At 65.8% G+C, this 16,439-nt stretch carries 13 protein-coding genes; 5 read left to right on the top strand and 8 right to left on the bottom strand.

The genetic code is table 11. The features are described 5' to 3' along the window. Window positions 1-244 precede the first annotated feature (244 nt). From XI05_RS38685 to XI05_RS38665, 5 genes are all read right to left on the bottom strand, one after another. On the bottom strand, window positions 245-1,399 hold the full coding sequence (locus XI05_RS38685; protein ID WP_271511719.1) for an ABC transporter substrate-binding protein: 1,155 nt from the start codon (window positions 1,397-1,399) through the stop codon (window positions 245-247). 75 nt (window positions 1,400-1,474) lie between these two features. Then, complete coding sequence (locus XI05_RS38680; protein WP_271511717.1) at window positions 1,475-2,674, bottom strand: xanthine dehydrogenase family Fe-S subunit; 1,200 nt, start codon at window positions 2,672-2,674, stop codon at window positions 1,475-1,477. Continuing rightward, window positions 2,671-3,507 carry an FAD binding domain-containing protein gene (locus XI05_RS38675; RefSeq protein ID WP_271511716.1) on the bottom strand — a complete coding sequence of 279 codons (837 nt, stop codon included), beginning with the start codon at window positions 3,505-3,507 and terminating at the stop codon, window positions 2,671-2,673. Before XI05_RS38675 ends, XI05_RS38680 begins: the two co-directional genes overlap by 4 nt. Continuing rightward, window positions 3,504-5,897, bottom strand: a complete 2,394-nt coding sequence (locus XI05_RS38670; protein ID WP_271511714.1) for a xanthine dehydrogenase family protein molybdopterin-binding subunit — start codon at window positions 5,895-5,897, stop codon at window positions 3,504-3,506. The genes XI05_RS38675 and XI05_RS38670 overlap by 4 nt, the downstream gene beginning before the upstream one ends. Window positions 5,898-5,906: 9 nt before the next feature. Further along, window positions 5,907-7,184 (bottom strand): amidohydrolase/deacetylase family metallohydrolase, encoded by a 1,278-nt coding sequence (locus tag XI05_RS38665; protein ID WP_271511712.1) that lies wholly within the window; start codon window positions 7,182-7,184, stop codon window positions 5,907-5,909. A 159-nt stretch (window positions 7,185-7,343) separates the two neighbouring features. Here XI05_RS38665 and XI05_RS38660 point away from each other — a divergent pair, with 159 nt between their 5' ends. Both XI05_RS38660 and XI05_RS38655 read left to right on the top strand, forming a co-directional pair. Next, window positions 7,344-7,838: a MarR family winged helix-turn-helix transcriptional regulator gene (locus tag XI05_RS38660; RefSeq protein ID WP_260375869.1), complete on the top strand. Its 495-nt coding sequence runs from the start codon at window positions 7,344-7,346 to the stop codon at window positions 7,836-7,838. Between the two features lie 265 nt (window positions 7,839-8,103). After that, on the top strand, window positions 8,104-9,522 hold the full coding sequence (locus tag XI05_RS38655; RefSeq protein WP_271511711.1) for a cytosine permease: 1,419 nt from the start codon (window positions 8,104-8,106) through the stop codon (window positions 9,520-9,522). A gap of 20 nt (window positions 9,523-9,542) precedes the next feature. Here XI05_RS38655 and treZ read toward each other — a convergent pair whose 3' ends face one another. Beyond that, on the bottom strand, window positions 9,543-11,354 hold the full coding sequence (gene treZ, locus XI05_RS38650; protein WP_271511709.1) for a malto-oligosyltrehalose trehalohydrolase: 1,812 nt from the start codon (window positions 11,352-11,354) through the stop codon (window positions 9,543-9,545). 200 nt (window positions 11,355-11,554) lie between these two features. On the opposite strand from treZ, the gene XI05_RS38645 reads away from it, so the two are divergent. Beyond that, the gene (locus tag XI05_RS38645; RefSeq protein ID WP_271511707.1) at window positions 11,555-11,788 is read left to right on the top strand and encodes a hypothetical protein; all 234 of its coding nucleotides are present in this window, start codon (window positions 11,555-11,557) and stop codon (window positions 11,786-11,788) included. Between the two features lie 19 nt (window positions 11,789-11,807). Next, window positions 11,808-14,045, top strand: a complete 2,238-nt coding sequence (gene glgX, locus XI05_RS38640) for a glycogen debranching protein GlgX (protein WP_271511705.1) — start codon at window positions 11,808-11,810, stop codon at window positions 14,043-14,045. Window positions 14,046-14,066: 21 nt separating this feature from the next. On the opposite strand, the gene XI05_RS38635 is transcribed toward glgX, so the two are convergent. Then, window positions 14,067-14,225: a hypothetical protein gene (locus XI05_RS38635; protein ID WP_271511969.1), complete on the bottom strand. Its 159-nt coding sequence runs from the start codon at window positions 14,223-14,225 to the stop codon at window positions 14,067-14,069. Window positions 14,226-14,335: 110 nt separating this feature from the next. Here XI05_RS38635 and XI05_RS38630 point away from each other — a divergent pair, with 110 nt between their 5' ends. After that, entirely contained in the window at window positions 14,336-15,346 is a 1,011-nt protein-coding gene (locus tag XI05_RS38630) for a patatin-like phospholipase family protein (RefSeq protein ID WP_271511702.1), read from the top strand. Between the two features lie 419 nt (window positions 15,347-15,765). On the opposite strand, the gene XI05_RS38625 is transcribed toward XI05_RS38630, so the two are convergent. Then, window positions 15,766-16,203 carry an NUDIX hydrolase gene (locus XI05_RS38625; RefSeq protein WP_271511699.1) on the bottom strand — a complete coding sequence of 146 codons (438 nt, stop codon included), beginning with the start codon at window positions 16,201-16,203 and terminating at the stop codon, window positions 15,766-15,768. Window positions 16,204-16,439: the final 236 nt, after the last annotated feature.

Raw genomic sequence — 16,439 nt, 5'->3', positions numbered from 1 at the left:
GGTGTGTCGCCCTCGCCCAGGATTGACTGATGTTAAAAGCGGAATGGCTTTAGGTCGGATCGATGACCGCGGCGGCTCGTTCACCTCTCCCGCTTGCGGGAGAGGTCGGCGCGAAGCGCCGGGTGAGGGCTTTCTCCTCTTGGCGACTGTCCCATTGCGGAGACACCCTCTCCCCAGCCCTCTCCCGCAAGCGGGCGAGGGAGCGCACCTCCTTCGTTGCTGCATCGAACCTGATCTCATCGCTCTAGAGCGTCTTCATCTCGACCTTGCCCTCGTTGATCTCGATGAGATAGACGTTCGGCTGGCTCTGACCGCTCTCCTTGCCTTCGGGGCCCGACTTGCGGAACACGATGTCGCCGTTCAGCCCCTTGATGTTGATGTTCCAGAGCGCCGCCTTGATCGCGGCGGGCTCGGCCTTGCCGGCCTTCTCGATCGCGGCAGCCACGGTGCGGATGCCGTCATAGCCGCGAAAGCTCTCGGTGCAGCCCGCGAACTCGAAGCCGCGCTTCTTCCATTCCGCGATGAAATAATTGGTGGCTTCCGGGTTCGGCGTCTTGTCCGGGAACCAGGGCAGGAACGTGGTGAGGTGCATGGTGCCGTTGGCGGCCGCTCCTGCTTGCGCGATGATCTGGTCCGGGTTCTGCGAGCCGCCGGTGGTGATGATGCGCTTTTTCAGGCCCAATGCCGCGGCCTGCTTGAAGATCAGGGTCAGCTGATCGACCGCGGTGGTGACGATGACGGTCTCGGAATCCGAGCTCTTGATCTTGGACAGCTGCGCGCTCATGTCCTGCGCGCCCTGATCCATGGTTTCGACGAGGCCAATGGTGATGCCCTTGTCCTTCATCATCTTGCTGAAGTCCTCGGCGGTGCCGCGGCCCCAATCGTTGTTGATGACGAGGAAGTCGACCTTCTTCAGCGCGAGCTTGTCGACGATGCCCTTGAACGCGGCCGCCTCCACCGCCGACGGCGGCGAGATGCGGAAGATGAAGGGATTGCCCGTCGTGGTGATCTTGCCGGAGGACGAGGTCTCCACCACCATCGGCGTCTCGTATTCCATCAGCTTCGGCATCACCGCGAGCGTCAGGCTCGAGCCCCAGGCGCCCATCAGGACCGGCACCTTGTCGCTGGTGATGAGTTTTTCGGCAACGGCGGCGGCCTCCGTCGGGTTGCTCTTGTTGTCCTCGATAACGAGCTCGATCTTCTTGCCGAGCACGCCGCCCTTGGCGTTGATCTCGTCGGCGGCGATCTTGGCACCGTTGACGACGTAAGTGCCGGACGCGGCGAAAGCGCCGGTGAGCGGCTCGTTGACGCCGATCTTGATGGTCTGCGCCCCCGCGGCGCCGCCGAACAAGGCCGTCGCCAGCGCGATAGCCGGAACCAGTCCGAGTGTTCGTGTCATGCTGTCTCTCCAAATTCCACGCTGTTGATGTCTAGGCAGTCCAGGCTTCGTCACTCCGCGGCGCCGGCGCGCCGGTCATTCCGCGCCACCTTTTCGGTTGAAGGCGCGGCCAAACATGCGTGCGAGCCGGGCTCGCAAAACATCCGAGACAATCGACCAGCCACTGAGCTCTGCCGCGGCCGCCTGCCCGGACGGCATGCCGGACATGTGGCGGTCGAGATTGGCGGCGAAGTCCGCGACCAGGCGTCGGGCGAGATCGCGCACCAAGCCGGGGCGGCCGACCTGGGCCAGCATTCCCGTGAGTGTGTAGCCGATCGACAGCTCGACGGCCGTCGCCGCGCCGCCTTCGAGCGGCAGCAGGCGATAGCGGATCTCACCTTGCGTTGCCGAATGGCTGCGCTGGTCGGTGCCGATGCCGACGATGCGGCCAGACAGCGTTGCGGGATCGCGCTCGACGCGAGCGGCGCCCTCGAAGCTTGCTGCGATCGGCCCGAGCCTGACGCGGATCAAGCCTTCCACGCGCTCCGGCCTTGGCAGCGATTTCAGCGATACGCCGGGCAGGCAGGCCGCGATGCCTGCGATGTCGTCGAACATCGCGAACACCTTGGCCGGCGGATGCGGCAGCGTGAAACGCTGATCGAGAACGGTCGCCGGCGTGAAGACGGGGATGCTGCCCGGCGCGGCACTCTCCAATGCCGTAACCGGCGCCTGCCGCGCAGGCCGCAGCTCGCTTTTGCTGGATGCCGCTCGCCCCGAGCCGGCAGGACCAAGGACTGTCCGGCCGCCATCCGCCACCGGCGCGATGTCGCGCGCGCGCCTCGCTTCGATCACGGCCTGCACCGCACGCACGATTCCGACATAGCCGGTGCAGCGGCAGAGATTGCCGCTGAGGCCGACGCGGATGCGGCGCTCGTCGGCGTCGGACAGACGCAGCACCAGGTCGCGCGCCGAGACCAGCATGCCGGGCGTGCAATAGCCGCATTGCAGGGCATGCTCGCGGGTGAAGGCGGCACGCAGCTCGGTCGTGACCTCGTCCTCGTCGAGACCTTCGATGGTGGTGACATCGGCGCCCTCGCAGGCTGCCGCATAGGTGATGCAGGAGCGCGCCGGCACGCCGTCGAGCAGCACGGTGCAGGCGCCGCAGACCCCGTGCTCGCAGCCGAGATGCGTGCCGGTGAGATCGAGCTTGTCGCGGACGAAATCAGCCAAGCTGGTGCGCGGCTCGGCGGACAGCTCCACCGCGCGGCGATTGACCTGAAGCGCGATCGTGGTCATGCCGCGGCCTCCTGGACAGCGCGCTTGAGCACGCTGACATGGATGTGGCGCTGCGCGGCGTCATCTATGCCGGCGCTTGCGAGCAGGACATCGGCGGCACGGACATCGAAACGCTGCTTGTAGTCGGTGGCGATCCGGCCGCCGAACAGCTCCGCGGCATCGGTGACCACGAGGGGGGCGGTATCGATCGCACCGATCACGACACGAGCGGTTGCGCCGGCTGGATCGACCAGCACCGCGCCGATGGCATGGGCGAATTCGCCGGTCTTGCGGCAGCTCTTGGCATAGCCCCAATGCGCCGAGGCCGATCGCGCCGGCACATGGATCGCCTCCACGATTTCGCCGGCATGCAGCGCAGATTCCAGCGCACCGACCACAAACGCTTCGACGGCCATCGATCGCGCGCCAACAAGGCTGCGCAGCGTCACGCGCGCGCCCAGGGCCGCCAGCGCCGAAATCCAGTCCGCGGCGGGATCGGCATGGCTGAGCGAGCCGCCGATGGTGCCGCGGTTGCGCACGGCGCGATAGGCGATGTTGGCAGCGACGGCCCGCATGGCGCCGCGGGTCACGTCGGCGGTGCGGCCGTCCTCGATGTCCGCATGGGTGACCAAGGCGCCGAGCACGAGCTCATCGCCAGAGACCTCTGCGCGCTTGAGCTCGGCCAGGCCCGAGATGTCGATGATCAGCTCCGGCTGCACCAGCCGCAGATTGAGCATGGGACCGAGCGACTGTCCGCCCGCGATGATTTTGGCCGATCCATTGCTTGCGGCCAGCATCGACAGCGCGGCTCCGAGATCGCGCGGGCGTTCGTAAGCGAAGGGCGCCGGTTTCATGCCGTGCTCCTTTCCGTCGCGCGCGCGGCCAGCACCGCCGCGACGATGCGATGCGGCGTGATCGGCGACTGCATCAGCTCGACGCCGAGCGGGCGCAGCGCGTCGTTGACGGCGTTGGCGATCGCGGCCGGCGGCGCGATCGCACCGCCCTCGCCGATGCCCTTCACGCCGAACTGCGTATAGGGCGACGGCGTCTCCATGTGGTCGAGGCGCGCGGCCGGAACTTCCGTCGGTCCCGGCAGCAGATAATCGGCGAGCGTCGTCGCCAGCGGCTGGCCGGAGGCGTCGAACGGCATTTCCTCGTAGAGCGCGGTGCCGATGCCCTGGGCGAGGCCGCCATAGATCTGGCCGTCGACGACCAGCGGATTGACCAGCACGCCGCCGTCCTCGACGATCACATAGTCGAGAATTTCCACCTCGCCGAGATCAGGTTCGACCGCAACCACGGCCGCATGCGCGGCGTAGCTGAAGGTGCCGCTGTCGCGTACCGGCTTGTAGCCTTGCGTCACCTCCAGCCCGCCGGGATCGACATCGGCGGGCAGGTCCTGCGGACGGCGGTACCAGGTGTGGGCGATCGCCTTCACGCTGACGCTGCCATTGACGCCGCGCACCTCGCCGTTCTGCAACACCACGGCGGCCGGATCGTGTTGCAACAGTTTTGCGCCGATGCGCCTGGCACGCTCGCCGAGCTCGCGGCAGGCGGTAGCGACCGCGCCGCCCGCCATCACCATCGAGCGCGAGCCCCAGGTGCCGGTCGAATAGGGCGTCATGGCGGTGTCGCCGAGGATGATGCGGACCTTGGCAACATCCACGCCGAGGATCTCGTGCGCGACCTGGGCGAGCGTGGTCTCCATGCCCTGCCCGTGCGAATGCACGCCGACGCGCAGTTCGAGGCCGCCGTCCGGCGTCAGGCGCGCCGAGGCCTGCTCGTGGCCCGGCACCATCGGGATGCCCCAGCCGGAATAGACCGAGGTGCCGTGCGCGGCCTGCTCGCAATAGATGGAAACGCCGACGCCGATGCGGCGGCCGTCAGCCTCGCCCTGCTCTTGCCTGGCGCGGATGGCGTCGATATCGATGGCCGCGAGCGCGCGGCCCATCGCTTCCGGATAATCGCCGCTGTCGAAATGCTTCTTGGTGATGTTGTCGAACGGCATCTGCTCGGGGCGCACCAGATTGCGCAGCCGCACCTCGCCGGGCTCGATACCGGCTTCCGCCGCTACGAGGTCCAGCATCAATTCCAGCGCAAAGCAGACGCCGGTGCGCGCGACGCCGCGATAAGGCAGGATCGGGCATTTGTTGGTGGCGACCGAGAAGGTGCGGCAGCGATAGGCCGGCATCTTGTAGGGACCGGGCAGGATACTGGCGACCTGCGCGGCCTCCAGGCAGGCCGAGAAGGGATAGGACGAGTAGGCGCCGGAATCCACGGTCGCTTCACAGTCGATGCCGCGTAGCGTGCCGTCGCGGTCGGCATAGACCGTGATCCTGTAATGGTGCTCGCGGCAATTTGAGCTGGCGACGAGATGCTCGCGGCGATCCTCGAGCCAGCGTACCGGATGACCGCAGCGCATCGTCAGCCAGGACAGGCAGACCTCTTCCGGCAGCAGAATGCCCTTGTGGCCAAAACCGCCGCCGACATCCGGCGAGATCACGCGGATCTGCCCCTCCTCCATGCCGAGACACTCGGCAAGGCCGCTGCGGGTGATGTGCGGCATCTGGGCCGCCGAGTGCAGCGTGAGCTGGTCGAGCCTCGGATCGAAGGTCGCGACCACGCCGCGGCCTTCCAGCGGCGACATGCATTGCCGCGCGGTCGAGATCTCGCGCGTCACCTTGATCGGCGCGTCCAGCGCGGCGGAGATGTCGACTTCGTAGTTGGTCTCCAGGAAGACGTTGTCGCCCCAATGCTCGTGCACCAGCGCCGAGCCGGGCTCGCGCGCCTTCAGCATGTCATGGATTGCCGGCAGCTCCTCCAGATCGAGCGTCACGGAGGCCGCGATGTCCTCGGCCTCGGCCCGCGTCGGCGCGAGGCACATCGCGACGAGCTCGCCGACCTGGCGCACCTTGCCGGTCGCCAGCACCGGCTGCTCGGAGATCTTGAAGCCCGGAAGCCCCGACACCGCGCGGATCGGCTTGATGCCGACGAGATCGGCTGCCGTGAACACACTGCCGCGATAACGTTCGGGCACATGGATGCCGTGGATGCGCGCATGCGCCAGCGGGCTGCGCACGAAGGCGACGTCCTGAAGGCCGGCGAGCCTGACGTCTCCCACATACTGGCCGCGGCCGCGCATCAGCCGGTCGTCTTCCTTGCGTGGCAGCCGCGCGCCAACGCCCTGTCCAGTCTTTCCGTGCGGAAACTCTCGCTCGTTGCGCAACTCGGCGTTCTCCTTCACCGCCCGGCCTTATGCCGCGACGGCCTGCGGCAGGATCGGTGCGACCGCGTCGAAGCGCGTGCCGGCGCGCAGGCAGAAGGCCGGCTGCAGCAGGCGCTCGGCGATCACCTCGTTCTTCTCGTTGTCCTTGAGGACGAAGCGGCCGTTTCTCTCCGTGAGCACGGAGACGTCGGCGTCCATGCCGACCTTGAGCGCGCCGATCTCTCCGCTGCGGCCGAGCATCTTCGCGGGATTGGCGGTGACCATCGGCACGACCTGCTCCAACGATAGGCCGAGCGCCATCATCGAGCTCATCGCCTGCACCAGGCTGAACTTGGCCTGGCCGGCGAAGGGATGGTTCTCGTCGTCCTCGTGCTGGTCGGGCGTTCCGGCCGGCGCCGGCACATGGGTGTTGTAGCCGTGGATGTCGGCGCCGAGCGTGGTCGGAATGATGCCGGCGGCGATCGCCTTCTTCGCGAGCCGATAGGAGAAATGGCTGCCATGGCCGACATCGACCTTGAGGCCGCGGTCGAGCGCGGCCTGGATCACCGGATGCACCTCGCCCTCGCGGTTGACGAAGCCGCCGGGATGGCGCGTGAAGGGATGAGCGAGGATGTCGCCTTCGCGCAGCAGCGGGATCACGCGGGTGAGGATGGTGTCGGCATCCTCGCCATTGGCGCCGCTCTCGGGCAGGCCCCAGAGCTGACCGAAATGAACATAGACCGGCAGGTCGGCGCGCTTGCCGATCTCGGCTGCCATCTCGATGACGCGAATGCCCCAGCGCGCGAAGCCGCCGATCTCGGCGTGAGCCTTGATGCCACGCACGAGATCGAGATTGGCGGTCGCCGCCTTGACGGTCGCATCGATGTCGACGCCGTCGGGGCTGTAGAGCTGCGGATAGAAATGTCCCTCGAGACCGCCGACGAGATAGGCGGAGATAAACGCATAGACGCGCGAGGCCGAGGCTTCCGCGATGAAATGGCGGAAGCCCGGCAGCGTCATGCAGGACGGACCGCCCTGATCGACCAGCGTCGTCACGCCGGACTGCACGCCGACCATGTCGGGGTTCATGCCGAAGCGTCCGGAGACATATTGATAGACGTGGGCGTGGGTGTCGATCAACCCGGGCAGCACGAGCTTGCCGCTGACATCGACGATCTCCTTCGCGCTGGTCGGCAGAATGTCGGATGCAACCGCCGCGACCTTGCCATTGCGGATGGCGACGTCCTTGAGCCCATCGACCCCGGAGGCCGGACAGATCACGCGGCCACCTCGCAGCAGAAGATCGAAGCTGGCAGTGACGGACATGGCGCTCTCCTTGGCTCTTGCGCAGGCGGTTGCCCCGCTCTCGAATTACGAAGCATGCTTCGCATTTGGATAAAAGCAAGCTTCGTGCCATGATCCTGTTGTGGCGAGCGTGTTCGAATCGAGCTAAGCGCGAAAGGTCTGGGGTTGGGAGAGCGTGCATTGCGGCAAGCCAGGAAAAGTCGCAGCGGGGGCAAGCACCGCCCCTGGCCATTGTCGGAACGGCCCGGCTATCTGATCCGCCGGCTGCACCAGATTCACGTCGCGCTGTTTCAGGAAGCCTGCGGCGAATTCGAGGTCACCCCGCTGCAATACAGCCTGCTCTCGGCGCTGGCGGTGCGCGAAACCGCCGACCAGACCACTTTGGCGGCCGATATCGCGCTCGATCGCACCACGACGACAGGCGCATTGAAGCGGCTCGCCGCGCGGAACCTGGTCGAGCGCGCGGTGAACAAGGACGATCGGCGCGCGCGATTGTGCCGCCTGACGCCCGCCGGCGCCGCGCTGCTGGTGAGAATCGAGGGCGCAGCACGGCGGGCGCACCGCGCAACGCTTGGCGATTTGAGCCAGCGGGAACAGGCGCTCTTCATCGAGATGATGCAGCGCATCGTGGCCGGCAATCCCAGTCGCGACAGCGCCGCTGCCCTATTCGACTAGAGGCGCGTGCTGCGCTTTTGAGTTGGGCTGCTCAATTTATCATCGTACCGCTGCCCGGCCGTGCATCGATCGCGGCCATCAGGCGGCAGGTCCGGTGTGCCGCGGCAGCCCGGCGCATCAGCATCGCCCGCGCTTGAAAACGCAGTCGCATCCGAGGCGCGCCTCGTTGCATCCGGCATCCAACGTGCCCGGCCCGGCTGCTCCGCAACCCATGGCACGATTTATGCTGCGATGATGCGAAGCGTGCTTCGTATTGGGGGATGTCATGACGGATTCCGAACTTCGCGCTGATATTCACAGCATCGAGCCAATTCCCGACGCAGACCGGGACTCGACCGGGCCGCAGCAGATGTGGATCTGGGCCGGCGCCAACATCGCGCCGGTGAACTGGGCGCTCGGCGCGCTCGGCATCATCCTCAAGCTCGGCCTGATGGAGACGATCGCCGTCATCGTGATCGGCAACATCGTGGGCTGCGCGATCTTCGCCACCTTCACGGTGATGGGGCACAAGACCGGCGTCAACCAGATGGTGCTGAGCCGGTCCGCCTTCGGCGTCCGCGGCGCCTACCTGCCGAGCATCCTGATGTTCCTGATGACGCTGGGCTGGATCGGCGTGAACACCTATTTCCCGGTGAAGGTCTCGATGGGCATCCTCGGCCAGTTCGGCGTGCCCGACACCTGGCCGGTCGAGATGATCGTCATCACGCTGGTGATGGCGGTGCAGGTGCTGATCGGCGTCTACGGCTTCTACGCGATCCGCACCTTCGAGAAATACACGGTGCCGCCGACCATCGCCATCATGGTGCTGATGAGCATCCTGGCCTGGACCCGGCCCGGCGTCGTCAACTGGAGCCTGACCACCTCGCTGCCGCCCGGCGCGCATCTGGCGATGCTGACGCTGCTGATGACCGCGATCGGCGTCGGCTGGGGCATTTCGTGGGTCACCTGGGCCTCCGACTATTCGCGCTTCGTGCCGCGCTCCACGCCGTCGAAAGCCGTGTTCTGGTACAGCTATGTCGGCATGTTCGTGCCGACGGTGTGGCTCGGCATTCTCGGCGCGACCATCGCCTCGACCACGCTGGATACCGATCCCGCCAAGATGGTGAGCGCGGTGTTCGGCGGTCCGGTCAGCATCCTCGTGCTCTTGATGGTGCTGCATGGCCCGATCGCCACCAACATTCTCAACGTCTATTCGGCGACCTTGGCGGCGCTGAGCGCGGGGCTGAAACTCTCGCGCTTCTGGCTTACCGTCATCGTCGGCATCGCCGGCTATCTGGGCACCCTCTACTTCATCTTCGCGCCGTCCTTTGCGAAGGCGTTCGACAATTGGATGATCAGCCTGCTGTTGTGGATGAGCCCGTGGGCCGGCGTGGTGCTCGCCGACTTCTTCATCAAGCGCAAGGGCAAGATCGAGGTGGCCGAGCTCTATCGCTCGCCGGAGACCAGCGCCTATGGCGATATCAACTGGGCCGGCATGATCGCGTTCTTCGCCGGCCTCATTGCCGGCTGGCTGGTGCAGGACGGCCTCGTCGGCGCGCTGCAGGGACCGATCTCGATCAATCTGCTCGGCGGCGCCGATCTGAGCTGGCTGTTCGGGATCGGTGTGGCCGGCCTCGTCTACCTCGGGCTCGGCAAGTTCGCGACCTCGCCCACACCGGCGGTCGCGAGCCGGGCCGGCGGGTAGCCCGCGCACTTCGTCTCTGGTCAGCGATTGCGGCCAAGCCTCACCATCATGTCGCCGGGCCCAACTCCTCCGGCGACATGAGAGCGCAATCGCCACAGGCTCTCGCCGTCGACCAGCGAGGGCATCGGGAGTTCGTGGTCGGCGAAATTGGCGACGATCTGCAGCACGTCGCCCTGCTCGGTCTGCCAGCGTACATCTACGCCGCCGAAGCGGGGATCGGTGCCCAGCAGCTGTCGCTGCGCCGAAACGAACCCGCGTTTGATCAGCGGCACGATCTTCTCGCGCCGCATCGTCAGTAACTGGGCCGTCAGCGCCCGGAACCTTGTGCCGGCAGGCGATTGGTCAATGCTGGTCCAGTCCAGCTTGGAGGCGAGGAAGGTTCTTTCGTCGCACGGGTCGGGGATCCCGGCGCGCGTTTCGGGCGTCGCGAACGCCTTGAAGTGCGAAAACTCCTTGCGGCGGCCCTCCCGTGTCAGTTCGGCAGCTTCGCCGGTCCAGTCGGCGAAGAACAGGAAGGGCGTTTGGGCTGCCGCTTCCTCGCCCATGAACAGCATCGGAATATGCGGGCTGAGCAGAACCAGGGCGAGGGCCAGCTCCAGCTTGTCCGGACCGACCAACCAGGACAGCCGTTCCCCGAAGGCGCGGTTGCCGACCTGGTCGTGGTTCTGGGCGAAGAAGATGGTCGCTTCGGGCGGCAGGTGCGCGCTCGGCTCACCGCGCGGCGCCTGGTGCAGCGGAAAGACCTCGCCCTGATAGGCAAAGCCCTCGGTCAGGGATCGCGCGAGATGCTCGAGCGGCTTGTCTGCAAACGCCCGGTAATAACCTTCGTCCTCGCCCGTGAGCAGAACGTGAAGCGCGTTGTGGAAATCGTCGCCCCATTGCGCGTCGTAGTAAGTCGCGCGTCCCTGTGAACGCGCGAGCAGGTGCGCCTGATTGGCCTCGTTCTCCAGCATCAGATGGACGCGCCGGCCCGCCAGCTGACTGCGCAGGGTCTCGGCGAGCTCGACCAGGAAATGACGCTTCGAATCGTCCTTCAGCGCATGAACGGCATCGAACCGCACTCCGTCGAACCCATAGTCGCGCAGCCACATCAGCGCATTCTCGATCAGAAATCCGCGCACGAACGCGCCGTCGGCTCCTTCGAGGTTGACGGCGGGGCCCCATCCAGTGGTGTGGCGCGGATTGAAGAAATTCTCCGCATAGAGATGCAGATAGTTCAGCTGCGGCCCGAAATGGTTATAGACGGCGTCGAGATAGACCATGATGTCGAGCGCATGCGCGGCCCGCAGCAGCCGCTTGAGATCCTCCGGCCGGCCGTAGCGGGCATTCGGCGCGTTCAGGAGCACGCCGTCATAGCCCCAATTGTGCCGTCCGGGGACGTCGTTGAGCGGCATCAGCTCGATGGCGGTGATGCCGATGTCGCGGAGATAGGGCAACTTCTTCTCGACGCCGGCATAGGTCCCCTCCTCGCTGAACGTGCCGACATGCAGCTCGTAGATCACGGCTTCCGCCCAGGGACGGCCCGGATAGAGCACCGAATCCCTCAACGCGGCCGTATCGACCACCTCGCTCGGCGCGCCGACGTCGTCCGGCTGGAAGCACGAGGCGGGATCAGGGACGAGGAGATCTTCGTCGATCCTGAACTGATAGCGCGTGCCGGCGCGCGCGGTCCGGCTGAGCAGCTGACACCAGCCGTCCGCATCGCGCGGCATCTTCCGTGGCGGCTGGCCGATCTCAAGCAGCTCGACGGATCGCGCCGTCGGCGCCCACAGGTTGAACGAGACCCCTTGATCGACGATCTGAGGACCATGGCGCCGACTTTGCTCGGCCATTCCCAGTCTTTGATTCAAGCCCGTCGCCTTTCGCCCGCATGCCCCGCCTCGGCACGCTTCAAGATCGCTTGCGTGCGTCGGGGCGACAAAGCGGAGCCGCGTGCGTTCGTTCCTCCACGGCGCCGACGCCGGACATTTGCAGCGCGACGGGAACGGAATCAGCAGCGCGACGGTTACCGTTCCAGACAGGAGCTGTCGCCATGCGCCGCCCGAAGCCGCAACCGATCCGTAACAAGCTCGACCTGGCCGACCGCACCCAGGTACGCCTCGTCAAGAAACGGCTTGGACTGTCGGACGCCGAGCTGATCGCGATTGTCGGGCGCATCGGCAACTCCATTCCGGCCATCAGCAAGGAGGCGGCTCTGCAGAAAGCCAACGTGCTGTCCAAGCCGGCTGACGTGGAGCCCATTGCCGCGACTGCGCCGACATCCTGACGGGCAATCGGGGGCAGAGATGGACCAGCCAGCACATTCAGACGAGGCCCTGACGCGGACGGCCTCGCGCCTGCGCCGCACCCGGATCACCGAAGGCAGACCCTTCCCGCTCGGCGCCACCTGGGATGGCCTCGGCGTCAACTTCGCGTTGTTCTCCGCCCATGCCACCAAGGTCGAGCTCTGCCTGTTCGACGATGCCGGCGAAACCGAGCTCGAGCGCATCGAGCTTCCCGAATATACCGATGAGGTCTGGCACGGCTATCTGCCCTCCGCCCGCCCCGGCACCGTCTACGGCTATCGCGTCCACGGCCCTTACGAGCCCGACGCCGGCCACCGCTTCAATCCCAACAAGCTCGTGCTCGATCCCTACGCCAGGCAGCTGGTCGGCCAGCTCCGCTGGGGACCGGAGCTGTTCGGCTACCGGCTGGATCACGCCGACAAGGACCTCTCCTACGACGAAGGCGACAGCGCGCCCTTGATGCAGAAGTGCCGCGTCATCGATCCCGCCTTTACCTGGGGCATGGCGCGCAAGCCGGAAGTGCCGTGGGAACGCACGATCGTCTACGAGATGCACGTCAAGGGCTTCACCCAGCTGCATCCGCTGGTGCCGGAAGCCGACCGCGGCACGTTCTCGGGCCTCGCACATTCGGAAATCCCGGCTTACTTGCGCTCGCTTGGCATCACCAGCGCCGAGCTGCTGCCGATCCATGCCTTCGTCGACGACAGCTATCTGGTCGAGAAAGGCCTGCGCAATTACTGGGGCTACAATTCCATCGCCTTCTTCGCTCCTGATCCGCGCTACCTGAAGGCGACGTCTGCGAACGAGTTCAAGGCCACCGTCAACCAGTTTCATGCCCATGGCATCGAGATCATTCTCGACGTCGTCTACAATCACACCGCCGAAGGCAACGAGCTCGGCCCGACCCTGTCGTTCAAGGGCATCGACAACGCCAGCTATTACCGCCTGCTGCCGGACAAGATGCGCTACTACATCAACGACACCGGCACCGGAAACACGGTCAATCTCTCGCATCAGCGGGTGCTGCAACTCGTCGCCGATTCCCTGCGCTACTGGGCGACCGAGATGCGGGTCGACGGCTTCCGTTTCGATCTCGCCACCATCCTGGCGCGCGAACCCTATGGCTTCGACGAAGGCGGCGGCTTCCTCGACGCCTGCCGCCAGGATCCCATGCTCTCCAGCGTCAAGCTGATCGCAGAACCCTGGGACATCGGGCCCGGTGGCTACCAGGTCGGTCAGTTTCCGCCGGGCTGGGCCGAGTGGAACGACAAGTTCAGGGATACCGCGCGCGCCTTCTGGAAGGGCGATCCGGGCACGCTGGCCGACTTTGCCAAGCGCGTCTCGGGCTCCGGCGACCTCTTCAACAAGCGCGGACGCCGGCCTTGGGCCAGCGTCAACTTCGTCACCGCCCATGACGGCTTCAACCTCAACGACCTCGTCTCGTACAACGACAAGCACAACGAGGCGAATGGCGAGGACAATCGCGACGGTCACAGCAACAACCATTCCTGGAATTGTGGCGTCGAAGGGCCGACCACCGACCCGGAGATCACCGCCTTGCGCGAGCGCCAGAAGCGGAATCTGCTGGCAACGATGCTGCTGTCCCACGGCACGCCCATGCTGCTCGCGGGCGACGAGTTCGGGCACACCCAGAACGGCAACAACAACGCATACGCCCAGGACAACGAGACCACCTGGCTCAACTGGATGGGCATCACCGCGAACGGCCGCAGCCTGCGCGAGTTCGTGCGCAAGCTGATCGCCACCCGCAAGGCGTTTCCGATCCTCTACCGCAGCCGCTTCCTGGTCGGCTCGCACAACGAGGAGCTCGACGTCAAGGACGTGACCTGGCTGTCTCCATCCGGCGAGGAGATGACGACGGAGCAATGGCAGGACGGCAATGCCAAATGCTTCGGCATGCTGCTCGACGGCCGCGCGCAGGAGACCGGGATCAAGCGCCGCGGCTCGGATGCAACCATGCTGCTGGTCTACAACGCGCACCACGACGTCGTGAACTTCACCCTGCCGGAGGTCACCGATGGACGCAGCTGGCTCGGCCTGATCGACACCAATCGCCCCGACGCGCCTATGGCCGAGTTCGAGTTCGGGCATGCTTACGCGGTGACCGCGCGCTCGCTGGTGGTGTTTGGCCTTGCGAACGACAGCATCGCGACGCGGCGCCTCCGCCAAGGCCTCGGCGCGCTGATGGACATCGCCGACACGCCCCTGCCCGAGTAGCCGGGTGCCGTTCGCTCGCGATCAGCGATCGACTTCGCCGAAAACGATGTCCAGCAAGCCAAGAATGGCCGAGACGTCCGCCAGCAAATGCCCCTTGCAGAGGAAAATCCATCGCTTGAGCCTTTGGAACACCGCATCAAGAGCCGCGTTCAATGTCGAAATTGGAGACTTGAGATGAATGTCGATTGCTCGCCGCCGCTCTCGCGATCAATCCCCGCTACGCCTGCGCGCGCCGTTACAGGAGTTACCGGTGATCGGCCCGACCAACCGACCGGCAACTGGCGCTCGTCTTGACCGACCGTGCAGCTGGACCGGGCGGTGCGAGCGCAGCCGAGCGCCCTCTCACCGCCGTCGCGTTCTCGGGCGGTCTCGGCCTCGGCGCCTATCATGGCGGTGTGTTTGAAGCACTCACTTCGCTTCGGCTGCCGATCGACTGGGTGACCGGTTCGTCGGCAGGGGCCATCACGACCGCGCTGATCGCGGGGAGCCCGCGCGACGATCGGCTGCGGAATTTACGCAGCTATTGGCATGCGCCAAGCAGTCCAACCGACGTGCCGAACGCGAGCCGCCACACCTTCGCGTGGCTGAGCTCGATCAGTACGCGCGTGCTGGGTCATTCGGGTTTCTTCCATCCCCGCCTTCCCATTCCCGCTTCTCACTACGGCGGCCTCTACGATCTCGGCCCGACCCGCGAACGCCTGCAGCGATCGATCGATTTCGGACGTCTGAACGGCGGCGATCCGCGCGTCACGATCTGCGTCACCGACGTCGAGAGCGGCGATGCCGTGTTGTTCGACACCGCGTCGGAGCGGATCGAGATGGACCATATCCTGGCCAGCTGCGGTTTCCTCCCCGAATTCGCTCCGGTGCAAATCGCCGGCCGCTGGCTCGTCGACGGCGGGTTCTCGCTGAACGCGCCGTTCGACCCGATCCTCGAAACTGCAGGCCCGCTCCGCCTCTATGTGATCGATCTGTTTCCGCGCGACGGCAAGGTCCCCGACGGGCTCGAGGCCGCGTCCGAGCGCAAGAGCGACCTGACCTTCGGCAATCAGACCTTCCAGCGTCTCGGCTACGCTCTGGAAGCCCGTCAGCTCCGCGCCGAGCTTCAGGACCTCCACTACGACGACGAAGTCTATCTTCTCAGCTACCGCCCGGGCCGCGAGGAAGCCGGGCCGGAAAAATCCTTCGATCTGTCTGAGACAGCCATGGCGCAGCGCTGGCGCGCCGGCTTTCTGGACATGCAATATGCCGCAAGCCTCACGCCAGCCCCGAACGAGATCTGCAGCGTGCGGCGGCCCTAAAGCGGAATCGCTTTAGGTTGAATCGTTGCCACGGGCTCGGTGCAACCTCTCCCGCTTGCGGGAGAGGTCGCGCCGAAGGGGCGGGTGAGGGTTTTCTCCTCTAGGGGGCTATCCCATTGCGGAAACACCCTCTCCCCAGCCGTCTCCCGCAAGCGGGAGAGGGAGTGCACTTACCTTGTAGCGATCAAACCTGATCTCATCACGCTTTTAGTGATGTCTGTCGGTATTAGACACGAGCTACGCGCTGTCTTGCTGTCGAGCTGCTCGCGAATGTCGCGCAGCAGCCGCGTGAGACCGTCATCGGCAGCCATGCCGTCAGGCGGGGCGATGGTGGTAATGCCCTGGCCGCTCCTCCGGCCGTTTGTTGGTCCATCAAGCTTGAATGACCGGGCAGGCTTTCCTAGGGCGGCTGCGCCCCCTCACCGGCTCGGGGGCGAGGATGCCTCGCGCACCGTCTGCGCTGCGAAGCGGGCGATCAGGCGCCGCAGCTGCGCCTTGTGCACCAGGCGCGCAGCAGTCTTGGGCGAGACCCAGATGGCTTCCCGCTCTCCCTTCTCGGGCCACCAGCGCTCCCGCCCGTGCACCTTCATGGGGAAGACGGCAACGTTCATGGTCCGCTTGCGATCGCCCTTTCGCTTGCGGTGCTTGAAGCTGCCCAAGGCGCGCGTTGCCACGACACCGACCAGGCCCGCCTCCTCATAGGCCTCGAGCGCTGCCGTCAGATGCGGCTCCTTGTTGCGCATCGGCGATCCCTTCGGGACGCTCCACCTGCGCTTGCGCCTGGTCGTGATCAGCATCACCCGCAGCTCGGACTTGTCCAGACGAAACGGCAGAGCGGCAAATTGCTTCTTTCCCATCAAGCGCCTCCAACTCGCGTTCGATAAGCGAGCGCCGCAGCCATGGTTCCTGTTTTGCCCAGCGGCGCCTCGCCCGCGATCCGAACTTCCGCTCGACCATCTTGAGCCGCAGGGTGGAAATGGCTTCTCCGGGATTGAGGCCTCTTGGGCATGCTTCGCGCAATTGTGTCGATGTTCGCAAGCTCGAAATGAGCAATGAGCTGGCACAGGGGTCGTCCTGAGCCGATCGCCGCAGT

The sequence above is a fragment of the Bradyrhizobium sp. CCBAU 11357 genome (genome assembly GCF_028128865.1).
In the GTDB taxonomy this organism is placed as follows: Bacteria; Pseudomonadota; Alphaproteobacteria; order Rhizobiales; family Xanthobacteraceae; genus Bradyrhizobium.
The sequence above is the reverse complement of the archived record's forward strand: the minus strand, read 5'-3'. Positions and strand labels throughout refer to the sequence as shown.

Bases quoted from the DNA above. Each gene is read 5' to 3' on its own strand.
- XI05_RS38655 (WP_271511711.1), top strand. From the start codon at position 8,104: ATGACGGATTCCGAACTTCGCGCTGATATTCACAGCATCGAGCCAATT.
- XI05_RS38675 (WP_271511716.1), bottom strand. From the start codon at position 3,507: ATGAAACCGGCGCCCTTCGCTTACGAACGCCCGCGCGATCTCGGAGCC.
- glgX (WP_271511705.1), top strand. From the start codon at position 11,808: ATGGACCAGCCAGCACATTCAGACGAGGCCCTGACGCGGACGGCCTCG.
- XI05_RS38625 (WP_271511699.1), bottom strand. From the start codon at position 16,203: ATGGGAAAGAAGCAATTTGCCGCTCTGCCGTTTCGTCTGGACAAGTCC.
- XI05_RS38665 (WP_271511712.1), bottom strand. From the start codon at position 7,184: ATGTCCGTCACTGCCAGCTTCGATCTTCTGCTGCGAGGTGGCCGCGTG.
- XI05_RS38680 (WP_271511717.1), bottom strand. From the start codon at position 2,674: ATGACCACGATCGCGCTTCAGGTCAATCGCCGCGCGGTGGAGCTGTCC.
- treZ (WP_271511709.1), bottom strand. From the start codon at position 11,354: ATGGCCGAGCAAAGTCGGCGCCATGGTCCTCAGATCGTCGATCAAGGG.
- XI05_RS38645 (WP_271511707.1), top strand. From the start codon at position 11,555: ATGCGCCGCCCGAAGCCGCAACCGATCCGTAACAAGCTCGACCTGGCC.
- XI05_RS38685 (WP_271511719.1), bottom strand. From the start codon at position 1,399: ATGACACGAACACTCGGACTGGTTCCGGCTATCGCGCTGGCGACGGCC.